10 protein-coding genes and 3 pseudogenes are annotated in these 15,880 nt (G+C 50.1%); 8 read left to right on the top strand and 5 right to left on the bottom strand.

Features of this window, described 5'->3' with window-relative positions; all coding sequences use genetic code 11:
* Window positions 1-160 precede the first annotated feature (160 nt).
* The 5 genes and pseudogenes from MKX80_RS04255 to MKX80_RS04275 all read left to right on the top strand — a co-directional run.
* Window positions 161-495: pseudogene (locus tag MKX80_RS04255) on the top strand (collagen-like protein); the annotation flags it as partial.
* Window positions 496-688: 193 nt separating this feature from the next.
* Window positions 689-1,004, top strand: a pseudogene (locus tag MKX80_RS04260) (hypothetical protein); the annotation flags it as partial.
* 670 nt (window positions 1,005-1,674) lie between these two features.
* Window positions 1,675-2,395: pseudogene (locus MKX80_RS04265) on the top strand (collagen-like protein); the annotation flags it as partial.
* Between the two features lie 156 nt (window positions 2,396-2,551).
* Complete coding sequence (locus tag MKX80_RS04270) at window positions 2,552-2,821, top strand: hypothetical protein (RefSeq protein WP_268315143.1); 270 nt, start codon at window positions 2,552-2,554, stop codon at window positions 2,819-2,821.
* A 232-nt stretch (window positions 2,822-3,053) separates the two neighbouring features.
* Window positions 3,054-5,609 (top strand): NTTRR-F1 domain, encoded by a 2,556-nt coding sequence (locus MKX80_RS04275; protein ID WP_339228011.1) that lies wholly within the window; start codon window positions 3,054-3,056, stop codon window positions 5,607-5,609.
* A 185-nt stretch (window positions 5,610-5,794) separates the two neighbouring features.
* On the opposite strand, the gene MKX80_RS04280 is transcribed toward MKX80_RS04275, so the two are convergent.
* The 5 genes from MKX80_RS04280 to MKX80_RS04300 form a co-directional block, all read right to left on the bottom strand.
* The gene (locus tag MKX80_RS04280; protein ID WP_154998599.1) at window positions 5,795-6,886 is read right to left on the bottom strand and encodes a DegT/DnrJ/EryC1/StrS family aminotransferase; all 1,092 of its coding nucleotides are present in this window, start codon (window positions 6,884-6,886) and stop codon (window positions 5,795-5,797) included.
* A complete protein-coding gene (locus tag MKX80_RS04285; protein WP_154998601.1) occupies window positions 6,883-7,425 on the bottom strand; it encodes a DapH/DapD/GlmU-related protein in 543 nt (180 codons plus the stop codon). Before MKX80_RS04285 ends, MKX80_RS04280 begins: the two co-directional genes overlap by 4 nt.
* Window positions 7,426-7,442: 17 nt before the next feature.
* Entirely contained in the window at window positions 7,443-8,417 is a 975-nt protein-coding gene (locus MKX80_RS04290) for an NAD-dependent epimerase/dehydratase family protein (protein WP_268333136.1), read from the bottom strand.
* Between the two features lie 67 nt (window positions 8,418-8,484).
* Entirely contained in the window at window positions 8,485-9,858 is a 1,374-nt protein-coding gene (locus tag MKX80_RS04295; RefSeq protein WP_154998605.1) for a glycosyltransferase, read from the bottom strand.
* 140 nt (window positions 9,859-9,998) lie between these two features.
* Window positions 9,999-12,242, bottom strand: a complete 2,244-nt coding sequence (locus MKX80_RS04300) for a glycosyltransferase (RefSeq protein ID WP_234112735.1) — start codon at window positions 12,240-12,242, stop codon at window positions 9,999-10,001.
* Window positions 12,243-12,445: 203 nt separating this feature from the next.
* Between MKX80_RS04300 and MKX80_RS04305 the strand changes: the two genes are divergently transcribed.
* The 3 genes from MKX80_RS04305 to MKX80_RS04315 all read left to right on the top strand — a co-directional run bounded on the left by MKX80_RS04305 (window position 12,446) and on the right by MKX80_RS04315 (window position 15,819).
* Entirely contained in the window at window positions 12,446-13,528 is a 1,083-nt protein-coding gene (locus MKX80_RS04305; RefSeq protein WP_154998609.1) for a glycosyltransferase, read from the top strand.
* Between the two features lie 120 nt (window positions 13,529-13,648).
* A complete protein-coding gene (locus MKX80_RS04310; protein WP_154998611.1) occupies window positions 13,649-14,758 on the top strand; it encodes a DegT/DnrJ/EryC1/StrS family aminotransferase in 1,110 nt (369 codons plus the stop codon).
* Window positions 14,755-15,819 carry a Gfo/Idh/MocA family oxidoreductase gene (locus MKX80_RS04315; RefSeq protein ID WP_234112737.1) on the top strand — a complete coding sequence of 355 codons (1,065 nt, stop codon included), beginning with the start codon at window positions 14,755-14,757 and terminating at the stop codon, window positions 15,817-15,819. Before MKX80_RS04310 ends, MKX80_RS04315 begins: the two co-directional genes overlap by 4 nt.
* Window positions 15,820-15,880 lie beyond the last annotated feature (61 nt).

Consider the following 15,880-nt stretch of genomic DNA (forward strand, 5'->3'; position numbering starts at 1 on the left):
CACGGGATCAACCGGGGAGCCAACAGGTCCAACCGAGCAACGGAGCCACCGGACGACAGGAACCGCGAGCAACAGGTCCAACCGGAGCAACGGGAGGGAGTAACCGGCCCAACAGGTCCGACCACCGGGAGCCACCGGAGGAGCGACAGGTCAACAACCAACCGGAGCAACGGGAGCCACTGGAGTAACCGGAGCCAGCGGGTCCAACCGGAGCAACAGGGGCAACCGGAGCAACCGGCCCAACGGGAGCCACTGGAGTAACCGGCCCAACAGGTCCGACAGGAGCCACGGGAGCAACAGGACGCGACCGGAGCCACAGGTCCGACGGGAGCCACGGGAGCCACAGGAGCAACTGGACCAACAGGTCCGACAGGAGCCACCGGTGCAACGGGTCCAACGGGAGCCACCGGGTCGGAGCAACAGGAGCCGACAGGCGGGGAGCCACTGGAGCAACAGGAGCCAACAGGTCCGACAGGAGCCACGGGAGCGACAGGTCCGACAGGAGCCACGGGAGCAACAGGAGCAACCGGAGCGAACCGGAGCGACGGGTCCAACGGGAGCCACCGGAGCGACAGGTCCGACGGGAGCAACCGGAGCAACAACGGGATCAACAGGAGCAACGGGACCAACCGGAGCAACGGGACCGCCACCGGAGCGACAGGCGCCGACGGGAGCCACAGGTCCGACAGGAGCCACGGGATCAACAGGTGCAACGGGACCAACCGGAGCGACGGGTCCGACCGGAGCAACAGGAGCCACTGGAGTAACTGGACCAACAGGTCCGACAGGAGCCACTGGAGCAACCGGAGCCACACGGAGAGCGACGACCGGAGGAGCCACAGGAGCAACCGGAGCGACAGGAGCCACTGGAGCAACCGGAGCGACAGGAGCCACTGGAGCAACCGGAGCCGACAGGAGCCACGGGACCAACAGGAGCGACGGGAGCCACGGGATCAACAGGTGCAACGGGACCAACAGGAGCGACGGGTCCGACCGGAGCAACAGGGAGCCACCCACTGGAGCAACGGGAGCGACCGGAGCCACCGGAGCGACAGGCGCAACAGGAGCAACAGGTCCAACAGGAGCCACCGGAGCGACAGGTCCGACAGGTCGGGAGCCACTGGAGTAACTGGACCAACAGGTTCAACAGGAGCAACAGGACCAACCGGAGCCACAGGTCCAACGGGAGCGACAGGGGCCACCGGAGCAACAGGAACGGCCAACGGAGCACCGGAGCCAACGGGAACGGGAGCCACTGGAGTAACCGGAGCAACGGGACCAACCGGAGCCACCGGAGCGACAGGAGCGACAGGAGCCAACAGGTGCAACGGGACCAACCGGAGCCACGGGAGCAACAGGAGCCACAGGTGCAACGGGACCAACCGGAGCGACAGGTCCAACCGGAGCAACGGGAGCCACTGGAGTAACCGGCCCAACAGGAGCCGACAGGGAGCCACAGGAGCGACTGGCCCAACAGGTCCGACGGGAGGGAGCCACGGGAGCGACCGGAGCCAACGGGTCCGACGGGAGCCACCGGAGCGACAGGTCCAACCGGAGCAACGGGAGCCACTGGAGTAACCGGAGCCACCGACAGGAGCCAACCGGAGCCAGGTCAACGGGAGCAACAGGAGCAACCGGACCCAACCGGAGCCACCGGAGGACCAACAGGTCCGAACCGGAGCAACAGGTGCAACGGGACCAACAGGAGCAACAGGTGCAACAGGAGCGACAGGATCAACAGGTGCAACCGGAGCAACGGGAGCCAACCGGAGCGACGGGTCCAACCGGAGCAAGGTCCGACGGACCACTGGAGTAACCGGAGCAACGGGCGCAACCGGAGCAACAGGGACAGGTCAACGGGAGGAGCCAGGAGCAACAGGAGCCAACGACAGGAGCAACAACGGGACCAACCGGAGCAACAGGAGCAACGGGATCAACAGGAGCAACGGGACCAACCGGAGCGACGGTCCGACCGGAGCAACAGGGAGCCACTGGAGTAACCGGGACCAACAGGTCAACCGGAACGCCAACCGGAGCGACAGGTCCAACCGGAGCAACAGGTCCGACCGGAGCAACGGGACCAACCGGAGCGACGGGTCCGACCGGAGCAACAGGAGCCACTGGAGTAACTGGACCAACAGGTCCGACCGGAGCAACGGGAGCAACCGGAGCAACCGGAGCAACCGGAGCAACAGGTCCGACCGGAGCAACGGGAGCCACTGGAGTAACTGGACCAACAGGTCCGACAGGAGCAACGGGAGCAACAGGTCCAACCGGAGCAACAGGTGCAACGGGATCAACCGGCCCGACAGGCCCAACCGGTCCACCTGGTCCAACTGGCCCGCCGGGTGAAGCAGGAATAATGGGAACGGCCGGCCCGACAGGCCCAACAGGACCTGCCAGCCCACAAACTGCTATATTCTTTAGCAACCTATTTGGTTCTACTTCTGTTTACAATCCGCCAACGATTCCTTTAAATACAGAAGTAACTGTTGTGTCGGTTCCTAATGTATCGGTCACTAGTGGCCAAAATATTAAGGTGGATTATGCATTGGCGATAGAAGCCGTAAATACTGAAAACAGTAATATAATTGTTGAAATAAGGCTATATAGAGGCGGAACTTTAGTTCAAACTAGAATATTTAATAGAAGTCTTGCGGCTGCTGGTACTCAAAGATTTCCATTAGCCAGCACAATTGTTGATACAGTTCCTGCTACCGCAACAGTTGAATATTCAGTTAGGGTAGTGGTAACAACGGCTTCGAATGTTACTTCCGCTGCAGCATTTAATAGAGATTTAAATCTCATTCGGTTCCCTTAAAGGGAGGGGGGAAGCTAAATGGAGCTTTCCCCTTTTGAAGTTTCATATTAAGTAAAAGGACATTGGTGTTAAATTAATATATTTTGATTCTCTCGGATTTAGCTTCTATAAATGTGTGTTAATCATATGGAAAATAACGTGACCGAGCTTAGCAAGGAGACATAGTATATGTTAGCTTCGTTCTTGAAAAGGGAATTGAAGCTAATCTAATGAAAGGGAGGTAAAATCCTAGATGTCGATCCAAAATTTGGTTGTAAACGGCAGCTTTGAAAACGGGGCACTTCCACCCTGGGTAGGCCAAAATGCAACCGTCACAACTCAATTTTCTCATTCAGGTTTTTGGTCGGCAAGATTACTGGGCGGGGCTGTTACTTCGTTTATAGCACAATTTGTTCCAGTAGATGCAGGAGAAGGTTTAGAATTTTTAGTTTCTCTTGCTAAAGAAGGTTTTCCTGCTCCATCGCCTCAGGTTCAAATTCAAGTGTCTTATTTTGACAGTTCATTTAATTTTCTAGGCCAAGGTCTCTTTTTAAATATCCCGTTCAACAGACTACCAATTGTTGAAAATAATACATGGCTTGAAGTCTATCAAACGACGACCCCAGCTCCAGCTGGCTCTACTATGGCTTTCATTTTGATTAATACTTTGCCGCAGGCAGGTACAGCGAATGTCATTGTAGATGATGTAGCACTGTTAGATGTAGAAGGTGGAGGAACAGGTCCGACAGGTCCGACAGGTCCAACAGGCCCGACCGGCCCGACAGGTCCAACAGGTCCGACAGGAGCAACAGGTCCGACGGGAGCAACCGGAGCGACAGGAGCAACAGGTCCAACGGGAGCAACCGGTCCAACGGGAGCAACCGGAGCGACAGGAGCAACAGGTCCGACGGGAGCAACCGGAGCGACAGGAGCAACCGGTCCAACGGGAGCAACCGGTCCAACGGGAGCAACCGGAGCGACAGGAGCAACCGGAGCAACCGGTCCGACGGGAGCAACCGGAGCGACAGGAGCAACCGGTCCAACGGGAGCAACCGGAGCGACAGGAGCAACCGGTCCAACGGGAGCAACCGGAGCGACAGGCCCAACAGGTCCGACAGGAGCAACCGGAGCGACAGGCCCAACAGGTCCGACAGGAGCAACCGGAGCGACAGGCGCAACAGGAGCAACCGGAGCGACAGGAGCAACCGGTCCAACGGGAGCGACAGGCGCAACAGGAGCAACCGGAGCGACAGGAGCAACCGGTCCAACGGGAGCGACAGGCGCAACAGGAGCAACCGGAGCGACAGGAGCAACCGGTCCAACGGGAGCAACCGGAGCGACAGGAGCAACCGGTCCAACGGGAGCAACCGGTCCGACGGGAGCAACCGGAGCGACAGGAGCAACCGGTCCGACGGGAGCAACCGGAGCGACAGGAGCAACAGGAGCAACCGGTCCGACGGGAGCAACCGGAGCGACAGGCGCAACCGGTCCGACGGGAGCAACCGGAGCGACAGGCGCAACAGGTCCGACGGGAGCAACAGGTCCGACGGGAGCAACCGGAGCGACAGGAGCAACAGGTCCAACGGGAGCAACCGGAGCGACAGGCCCAACAGGTCCGACGGGAGCAACCGGTCCGACGGGAGCAACCGGAGCGACAGGAGCAACCGGAGCGACAGGAGCAACAGGTCCAACGGGAGCAACCGGAGCGACAGGAGCAACCGGAGCGACAGGAGCAACAGGTCCAACGGGAGCGACAGGAGCAACAGGAGCAACCGGAGCGACAGGAGCAACAGGTCCAACGGGAGCGACAGGAGCAACAGGAGCAACGGGAGCGACAGGAGCAACAGGTCCAACGGGAGCGACAGGAGCAACAGGTCCGACGGGAGCAACCGGAGCGACAGGCGCAACAGGAGCAACCGGAGCGACAGGCGCAACCGGAGCGACAGGAGCAACAGGTCCGACGGGAGCAACGGGAGCGACAGGAGCAACCGGTCCGACGGGAGCAACGGGAGCGACAGGAGCAACAGGAGCAACCGGAGCGACAGGTCCGACAGGAGCAACCGGAGCAACAGGAGCAACAGGAGCAACCGGAGCGACAGGAGCAACAGGTCCAACGGGAGCGACAGGAGCGACAGGAGCAACAGGTCCGACGGGAGCAACCGGAGCGACAGGCGCAACAGGTCCGACGGGAGCGACAGGTCCAACGGGAGCAACAGGTCCGACGGGAGCAACCGGAGCGACAGGAGCAACAGGTCCGACGGGAGCGACAGGAGCGACAGGAGCAACAGGTCCGACGGGAGCGACAGGAGCGACAGGAGCAACAGGTCCGACGGGAGCGACAGGAGCAACCGGAGCGACAGGTCCGACAGGAGCAACCGGAGCGACAGGCGCAACAGGAGCAACCGGAGCGACAGGCGCAACAGGTCCAACGGGAGCGACAGGAGCGACAGGAGCGACAGGAGCAACAGGTCCGACGGGAGCAACCGGAGCGACAGGAGCAACAGGTCCGACGGGAGCGACAGGAGCAACAGGTCCGACGGGAGCAACCGGAGCGACAGGTCCGACGGGAGCAACCGGAGCGACAGGAGCAACAGGTCCAACGGGAGCAACCGGCCCGACAGGAGCAACCGGCCCGACAGGTCCAACCGGTCCAACGGGAGCAACCGGCCCGACAGGTCCAACCGGAGCGACAGGTCCAACAGGTCCAACAGGTCCAACAGGAGCAACCGGCCCAACCGGTCCAACAGGAGCAACCGGCCCAACTGGTCCGACCGGCCCAACCGGCCCGACAGGTCCAACTGGCGCTTAATATTTATTGGCTATTAGCAAATATTTTCCGTTTGTTTTTCCGGAACTTCGCTGCAATGCTATGCGAATGATTCAGGGGGGCAGTAAACCTATGGTTTACTGCCTTTTTTTATTTTTGCTCTTGCTTATTTCTAAGAATAAAAAACATCCCTGTCACTATTTTGTGATAGGGATGTTTTTGATTGATTAACCTTTACGTTGGCTAAATGATTGAATGGCTGAGACTACCTGATCCACATTGACTTGGTCATGGCAGGGGAGGGTGATCGTATTTTGTTCAAGAAAAATGGAATTGGGTTTAATCTGCCTGTATTTGCGGCGGTAATAAGTAGTGCCGCTTAAGCAATAGGTGCCGAAAGTCGACTCTATATGGCAGTCGCTCAAATATTGAATCAATTCGTCGCGAACGATGTTTTTTGGAACTTTGAAAACGGCGGATTGTATATTGTGTACAACTTCAGGACCGATTTTTTGACTTTGGAATCCGAGGGGTTCAAGCTGTTCACTATATGCTTTCTGCTGAAGATTTCTCCGATGAATGATGTCCTCAAGTTTTTGGAGCTGTTTGATTCCAAGAGCTGCTTGGATATCAGATAATCTGTAGTTGTAGCCGAAATCTATAAAATCCAATTGGCCGTCAGAGATAGCTGCGCCATGGTTTAACTTGACCGAAAGCCAATCTTTCCACTCTTCCCGGTCGGTTGTAATTGCTCCGCCTTCGCCTGTCGTAAGCAGCTTTCTTGGGTGAAAGCTGAAACAGGTGAGATCGGCAATTTTACCAGATTTACAGCCGTATTCACTGCTGCCGATCGCACACGCGGCATCATCCACGAGTGGTAAGCTATACTCTTCACATATGTGTTTAATGTTGGTAATGCCTGTCGGGTTTCCCAGAGCATCTACAAAAAGAACGGCTTTTGTACGGGGCGTGATTTGACTTTCCAGCTCTTCTGGAAGCATGTTAAATGTTTCAAGATCAACATCAGCAAAAACCGGCTTGGCACCTAAATCTTCTATTACATTGACAGTGGCGGGAAACGAAAAGTCTGAGACGATCACTTCGTCTCCGGGTTGGACGTTCAGGATTTTAAGGCACATCGATAAAGCCGTTGTAGCCGATGTTGTTAAAAAAGCATGCTTTGCACTTACATACTGACTAATATGATCAGTAAATGTTCTGACGAAAGGGCCTTTTGTCAGCATGCCGGAAGAAAATATTTCTTTTAATTCTGCTTCCACTTCTTCAAACGTAATATACGGCTCGATCAACCTGATCATGAGAGATCCTCATCTTTCATCCTTCGGTTTTTGATGACCTTTGCCGGCACGCCTACCGCTATGCTGTACGGGGGGATATGACGATTGACGACGGCATTTGCTCCGATTTTGGAGTGGGCGCCTATCGTAACGCCTGCTAAGATAGACGCACCGATCCCGATGTTGCAGTTTTCTTCAATATGAATAGGAGCGAATGTAAGCGGCGAAAACAAAATGGTGCTATCGGGTTTATCAGGATCGGTATGGTAGGCGGCATGTATCCGGACATTCGGACCAATTCCCGCAAATTCACCGATTGTAACTCCTCCGGCACCGTGTATGAAACATTGCTGTCCGATCCAGCTGTTTGAGCCGATGATCAGGTCATGCTTATAATAGCCTTTTAAAATCGTGTCATGGCCGATATAAACATTATCTCCGATATAGATATTTTCCGGATGAAAAATGCGGACCCCGTCTTCAATAACGACATTTTCGCCGCATCCTCCAAGCTGGGAAAGGGTGAATTCACCTTTTCCTTCGCTTTTCCATTGTTTCAACAAAAGCGCCTCCCTTCTTATTGATCCAAATTTTTTTTAATGCTTTCAGCTGTTCTTCTGATGCCTTCTTCCAGATCCACTATTGCGCTGAAACCGAGCATTTCTTTCGCTTTATTGACCTGAGGGATGCGAAGTTCAATATCGGCTTCTTTTTTCTCTCCAAAGAAGATTTGTGATTTTGATCCGAGAACTCTGATAATCGTGCTTGCCAATCCGTATACGGTGATCACAGTGCGTTCGTTGCCGATGTTGAAAGACTCTCCAATAGCTTCTTTCATCGTCAAACAGCGCAGTATTCCGTCGATCATATCATCTACGTAACACCAGGCCCGGATTTGCGTTCCATCGCCGTGAATATAGATCGGCTCATCTAACAGGGCTCTGTGAACCATCGTTTTGATGGCGCCTTCCCCGACTTGTTCCGGTCCATAAACATTAAAAGGGCGGACGGTGACGGTCGGCAGCCCATGTTCTTTAAAATAGGCATATGCCATATGTTCTTCGGCGAGTTTGCTGACAGCATATGTCCAGCGTGCTTCTCCCACCGCTCCTAAAACAGTATGACTGGTCTCGCGTGCTCTGAAAGCGATTTGGCCGAACACTTCACTTGTACTGAAACAGACGACCCTTTTGCATTCGGTTAAACTGGCAGCCGCTTCAAGCAGATTGGCTGAACCGATCATGTTGACCTGCATCGTTTTAACCGGATTTTGAATGACTGTGTCAATCCCTGCGATGCCGGCGGCGTGGACAATGTGACTGGCCCCTTGGATCGCCTTTTTAAGCGCGTTCAAATCCAAAATGTCTCCCTGCACCACTTTTAAGTGAGGATGGTCCCGGTAAGGTTTATACCGGAGGGAGTCTCTTGAAAAATTGTCGTATACGGTGACGCTGTTGCGCTCTATCAGCTTTCCTATTAAAGTGGATCCGATAAAGCCTGCTCCGCCAGTAATGAAAATATGCTGGCCGGATAACTCTGTCATATCGCTCATCAATTGTTCACCTGCTTGTTTTGTTTTTTAAAAAATACAAATCCCGCTACGCGAAAGTCGATCAACATCATCCCGAAAGAAGCGACTGATAAACGGCCAGCGTTTTTTTGCTGTTTTTCACCATATCATGATGAACTTCTGCATATTTTCTTCCTTTCTGGCCGATTTCCGGCAGCATATCCCGGTTTTTCAGCACATTTTCAATCACTTCTGTAATGTTGTCGGGATTTGCTCTTATGAGAGGCAGTTCGGAAGGATAGTGATCCTTCATAAAATCACTGATCCAGCAGATAACGGGTTTCCCCATTGCCATCGATTCGACGGCAAATAATCCGTAGCTGCCGATATGAAGCTGATCAATGATCAAATCCGCCTTTTGATAGATTTTCTTTGCCTGTTCATGAGAAACCCCACGTACTAGGTGAAAATGAAAATCGTATTTTTCTTTTAAAGATTCAACCGCCTTAAGGATATGGCGGGTTCCTTTTATTCCGGGAGAGGTGGGGGCATGAACGATGAGCGGCTTTTCATTTGACCGGTAGTCGGGGATATAGCGGTCAAGCTGGATCATAGTTGGAATCATGTGGACATGCTCATAATAGTTTTTTACATACTCGTATAGTTCCATATCGGCAACGATGCAGTGTTGGACATATTGTGAAATTCGTTTGAGATGGTACCGAATCCGAGCTTCGTTTTTCGTTTTTACAACGGCGTATGGATTTGTTTTAGCCAATATTGAATAAAGCCTCACATCGCTGCCCCAATGATGCATGATCATTGGTTTACCCGCCTGTTTTAAAATGGGATAATCCGACATGTCCAGTGTAAAGCTTGTGCCAAAATGAAAATGGAACAAATCATAGGATGGCAAGAGATCACTGGCAAGCCTTCTCAGCCTCGCATTCATGACGGGCGTATTGCGTTCTTTCAGCAATGACCAGGTGTAGTCGGCAGCGTACTTTAAATAATAAGGATAGTAATTTAAAGTGTGGGCAAGCGCGCCCTGCTGTGTGAGCCCTTTAGCCAAAGTATTCATTTGATTGGCGATTTCCATTGTGCCTTGCAAAACGCGGATTTGCCCAGCCGGAGGATCGGTTTTTTCATCAGCAGGAAGATCAAGATTCAGCGCGCTTTCGGTTTCTGCTCCATCTCCTTTTTGAAGATAGGCCGCGCTCTCTTTTTCCCTTCCGGTGCGCAGGCACACTTTTCCCATCAGTAGATTTAAAGATCTGTTATTAGGAAAAAGGTCAAGCCCTCTCCAGAGCCACAGCCAAGCGTTATGGTCATGGCCGAGATAAACAGAAAGAGATGCTTGAAGAAAATAAAAATCAGGCTCGTTATGCGAGCCGTCAGCTTCCCACTCTTTTAGGCGTTTCATGGCTTTGTTCCAATCTTTTTGTTCCAGACAATGAATGATGTCTGACTTGAAATCTTTCATGATGACCTCCCTTCGATCATGCTGCTTTCAATTGGCAGATAAAAACACTTTGTGCGCTCTATCATACGTATAAATGAATCTATATGACTGTGTATTTGTGCGAAAGTATATGAGAAAAACCTTCCACAGAGCGGAAGGCTTTATATCAGCTGTATTTTTTTTATATTTTTCATATATCGTTCATACTGATTGTCAGATGCGAGGCTTAATTGGAAGTATTCATCCATTTTGTTCAGGAGCGGCTGGATGCATTCTTTTTTGGCGTCTTGATCTAGATGCCGGGTATATCCGTTTTGTGCGTATCTCCGGGCCATTCTCCAAAAGGTTTTCCCGATGCTGAAATACTTCAAAGACTGTCTTTGATTTTCCTCAAGCTCTTTCCATTTGATATGAGGAAAGTAGACGCTTTCGTCAAATTCTTTCACAATATAGTCCATGACGTACACAAGCGATTGAATTCTTTTATGCAATTGGTAGGAAATATTGTGTTGGTGGCGGCGGTAGCATAATACAGGTTTTTTTAAATAGCGCCGCTTCCAGCCGCGTTTCGTGTTGGCTAAACAATTCAGCACATCGCCTGCAAGCGGCTTTTGCGGATCAACCAGCCAAGTGAAGCCTTTTTGCTGATAATAAGATGTTTTAAACATGCCCACCATCGGGACAATGCCTGAGCCGCCTCTTTGAAAAATAGTCCTCACCAGCTCCTCATCGCCATACTCTTGATACGTCCACAGACCCGCATTTTTCCCGTGTTGATCAACGAGCAAAAGGTCGCCGTAAACATAATCCAATCCCTCTTCTTCAAAAAAGCACAGCATAAAGTCATGGATCACCAAATTGTGCGGGAGGAAATCATCTGCGCTTAAAAGCAAAACATATTCGCCTTTTGCCTCTTGGAAGATTTCCTTAAAAGCGAGATCAGGAAGTTTTGTATTTTCACTGTGGCATATTGTTCGAATGTGCGGATGCGTTTTTTGATAGCTGCTGATTTTTTGCATCGAGTCGTCAGTTGAATGGTCGTCAACGATCAGAATGTCGATATTGGGATAGAGTTGATTTAAAACGGATTGAAGGCATTCATCAATGAAATTGCTGTAATTATAGTTGATGATGCCCACCGTAATCAGCGGCGGATTTGGCATAACCGTCAACTCGGACTGCTTTGCAAAGCCTGAAATCATTTCTTCAATTTTCCGCATGCTGAGGTCATATGAATAATGCTCTTCAATAAATGACCGATAATGGAGAGATGTATAATCACCGCTTGTCATCATGGCCACGAATTCATCTATCGTATTCCAAACAACTGATTCATCGTATATCGTCTTTGCTCCGTAAAAATTGTGAATCAGCGGTTTTATGCCTTTAGCCATCGCTTCCATTGCCGACATATGCTGACTTTCAAGAAGGCTCGTGCAAATCAGGTAATGCTTATCCTCCAAGTATTGATTCATGTCATCTTGCCATCCGTCAAATTGGACGCTGTCAGTCAGACGGAGCTCATCAATCATTTGCCTGAAATACAACTGATAGCGGGCGTCCTGAAACGTCCCGGCGATAAACAATTTGTATCTTGGGTCTTTGTCAATCAGTGCCTTGAAAGCTTGCAGCAAAAGCATCGGACCTTTTTTATAGTTGATATAGCCGACATATGCGATATGAAAGCCTTTTTGCCTTTGCTGAAAGGTGTATTGATCTAACTTGATTCCATTTGGAACGACGGCCGTTTTCTCTTTTTTCAACGTTTTAACTTGATCTAATACGTATTCCCGCATATGTTCCCCGTCAAAAATCACTTGATCCACCGCTTGCCAATATACCTTTTTAATATAAAAAGTAAATGCCTCATAGCTGTGGAGCCTGCATATTAATGTTTTGACAGCTGCAGAAGGGACTTTGCTCCCGTGGATCAATAAATCATCGCACCATTCAAACCAGCAAATGTCCGCCCATTGCATGCCAGTGTCGATTTGATTCAGATCATGAACCACGATTTTTTTGGTCCGGTAAGTTCCGGAAAGGTGCTCAACGACAGAATTCAAAAACCGGTCCAAATCCGGTTTGACAAAAAAAATGATCTTTGGACGCCTGACCATTTTTTTTAAAAGGTCCTCTTTCTCCTTCATGAGGCGATGTTGATGTTCGCGCCTGACAAACAGGAGGGCATCATCATATAATTCAGACGCTCTCTGAACCTGCTGCTTTTTTTCATAGACAAAAGCAGCGCTTATCAGCAAGCCGGGATCAAAGGGAGCGGCTTCCAGCCTCTCTTCCAGCTTTTGCGCAGCATCGTGCCATTTGTGTTGAAAAATCAGTTGGGATATTTCAGTTTCTCTCCAGCTAAGCCCAACAGAGTCTAGCAGATATTCCAATTCATTATCCATCTGAAACCTCCTGGTTAAACACATTTTCGCTAGTAGTATCTATATTCAAGCGAGAAAAGAAAGTTCTATGAAAAATACTTTAGAAATGGCGCAGCCTTGAAAATATAAAACAGTGACAGTGGCACAAACGCGATCAGCTGTTGGTTCATATTTTATGGGTAGATTTTAAAAATAGAGTCTTGAAAAAACAGGGAGTGAAGGCTTTGGTTACAATCAGTCTATGTATGATTGTCAAAAATGAAGAAGAAGTATTAGCGAGATGCCTTGATACAGTGAAAGACATTGTAGATGAAATTAACATTGTTGATACGGGATCGACAGATAAAACCGTAGAGATTGCGAAGCGATACACAGACCGCGTCTTTTTCTTTGAATGGATCGGCGATTTTGCGGCTGCCCGCAATGAATCGTTCAAGCATGCCACGAAAGATTATATTCTCTATCTGGATGCGGATGATGTTTTGCTTGAGAAAGATCAGAAAAAATTAAAAGAGTTGAAGGAAACGCTTGATCCTTCCGTTGATTCCGTGTCTATGTACTATGATGCAGGAACTGACGAATTCGGAAATGTGACATTAAGGTACCGCCGCAACCGCCTGGTGAAAAGGGAGAAAAACTTTAAATGGAAAGGCGACTGCCATCAATATTTAGAGGTATTCGGGAACATCATCAATGCCGATATCTCTGTGACGCATAAAAAAATCCGCCACTCTGTCGGACGAAACCTCAATATTTACCAAAAGAAGATCGACCGCGGCGACACGTTTACCCCGCGCGACTATTTTTACTACGGAAATGAATTAAGGGAAAACAGGCACTACGAAAAAGCGATTGAAAGCTACAATAAAAACATTGAAATGAAAGAAGGATGGATTGAAGACAAAGTATACGCCTGCATTAACAAAGCCGACTGCCACCGCTTTCTCGGCGACTTGGACAATGAGCTGAGATCGCTGTTCCAGTCATTTGAATTTTCCAAAACGCCTCGTGCCGAAACATGCTCAAGAATCGGCTATAACTTTCAGCGGAGGCGGGAATATAAGGCCGCTATCTACTGGTATGAGCTGGCGACAACACTGGTGCCTGAATCAAACAAATGGAGCTTCACCTATCCGGCATACTACACTTGGTACCCTCATTTGCAAATGTGTGTATGCTATTACAATTTAGGAGACTTTGAAAAGTCGTATCAGCACAATGAAGAGGCGAGAAAATACCGGCCCGAAGACAAATCCGTCCTTCATAACAAACAGTTGCTGGAAGGAAAATTAGGCATTAACAAATAGCATTGTAAAGACTTACTGATCAAGTAGGTCTTTTTTTATGTTTAAAATCAAGCCGTGCCAAATTACCGGCAGGCATCATAACTTATTTTGGAACTTTTTGATTTTAGAGGAGGAACAGAGATGATCCCGTTAATCAATTTAAAACGTCAATTTCAAACGGTAAAACAGGATATTTTACAAGAGTTTGAGCATGTGTTGGACAGCGGCCAATATATATTGGGGCCAAAGGTTGAAGAATTAGAGAAAAGAATAGCCGAAAAGCTTGGTGTAAAAGAAGCGGTCGCGGTCGCCAACGGAACGGATGCATTGGTGTTGACGCTCGAAGCTTTCGGCATCGGCAAAGGGGATGAAGTGATTACGACGCCGTTCACTTTTTTCGCCACCGCCGAAGCTGTCTCAAGAGTGGGGGCTAAGCCGGTGTTTGCTGATGTCGATCCTGAAACCTACAATCTTGATCCGAAAAAAATAGAAGAAAAAATCACCCCTGCTACTAAAGCGATCATTCCCGTCCACATCTTCGGCCAGCCGGCGGATATGGACGAGATCATGGTGATTGCCAAAAAACACGGACTGCTTGTGATTGAGGATGCCTGCCAAGCGTTCGGCGCATCGTATAAAGGGCGGCCTGTCGGCAGCATCGGGGATGCCGCCTGTTTTTCATTTTTCCCGACAAAAAACTTGGGAACGTTGGGTGACGGCGGAATGGTGACGATTTCAGATCCGGATGCGGCCCGGCAATTAAGAACACTCCGAACCCACGGCACAAGCAAAAAATACTTCCATGACAAAATCGGTTTCAACAGCCGTCTTGATGAATTACATGCCGCCGCTTTGCTCATTCTTCTTGAGAAAATCGACGGCTGGAATGAACAAAGAAGAAGAGTGGCCAGCCGCTACAGGGAAGGTTTGAAAACGGCGCGGCATCTCATACTGCCGGCTGAGAAAGAGGACCGAACACATATCTATCATCTCTATTGTATCGGCGCGAAAAACCGTGACGACATCATTCAATCGCTGAAAGAGCAGCACATTCATTCAGGCGTGTATTATCCTTGCTGTCTTCATTTGCAAGCGGTCTATTCTTCACTGCAGTACAAAAAAGGCGATTTTCCTATAGCCGAGTCCTTGTCCGAAACCCTTTTGGCCATTCCGATGGATCCTTTTCTAGCCGCTGAGGAACAAGATCAGATTATTTCCGCGCTGCTGAAAAAAGGAGGAGGGGAAAAGTGACGGTTCACTTTGGTTTAATCGGCTGCGGCTATATGTCAAGAAAACATCTTCAAGCACTGGCCGGGTGCGATGATGCAAAGTTGTCTGCCGTCAGTGATTTGCAGGAAGAACGGATGAAGGAAGCGGCACAATACTATGCTTCCCTCTCCGGGAATGAAAGCCGAATGACCCGTTATCCGCAGTATCAAACGTTGCTTTCAGATCCTAAAATAAAAGCGGTCATTATTGCGGCGGTTTCGGGACTGCACGCCGAAATGGCCAAACATGCGCTGCTGGCAGGCAAGCACGTCATCGTCGAAAAACCGATGACCTTGTCATTACAGGATGCCGATGAGCTTATTGAGCTGGCGGAACAGAACGGGCTGAAGCTCATGGTCTGCCACCAGATGCGTCACCGGCCGATCATGAAAAAACTGAAGGAAACGATTGAGGAAGGAAAACTGGGAAGGATTTACTTAGGCACAGTATCGCTCCGCTTAAACAGGTCTCCCGCTTATTATGAAGCGGCATCCTGGCGAGGAAGCTGGGAAAAAGACGGCGGGATGCTGGTCAATCAAGGGATACACCTGATCGATCTGCTGCAATGGTTTTTAGGTGATGTAAAAGGCGTTTACGGAGATATACTGGGCGGCTCCGGAGCTAAAGAAACGGAAGATGTTGCTGTCGGTGTTCTGACGTTTGCCAGTCAGGCGAAAGGAGTAGTAGAAGCGAATATCGTCACACAGCCAAACAATATAGGAAGCTCTCTCTCGATTTTTGGAGAAAATGGAACGATTTCATTGGAAGGCCCGGCATTAAACCGGATCAGCCGCTGGTATATCCACGGGGAGAAGGCGGATGCTGAAGAAGCGGCGCAGCTGATTGATCTCGGCGGCGAACAAACCGCAATGTATCAAAACTTTATAAGCGCCGTCAAGCATCAAGACACATTATTGGTTGATGGATATGAAGGAAAAAAGGCGATTGAAACGATTTTTGGAATCTACCAGTCTGTGCTGCAGAAGCAGCCGGTGCAGCTGCCTCTTTCTTCATTTCAAACATCTGATATGAAAAATAAATAGGTTTTGATTTGGTAGATCGTCCCTTTCAAAAAAAGATTTGAAACATAGTTTATTAAAGGAA

It is taken from the genome of Bacillus sp. FSL K6-0972 (assembly GCF_037976035.1).
GTDB lineage: Bacteria > Bacillota > Bacilli > Bacillales > Bacillaceae > Bacillus > Bacillus haynesii.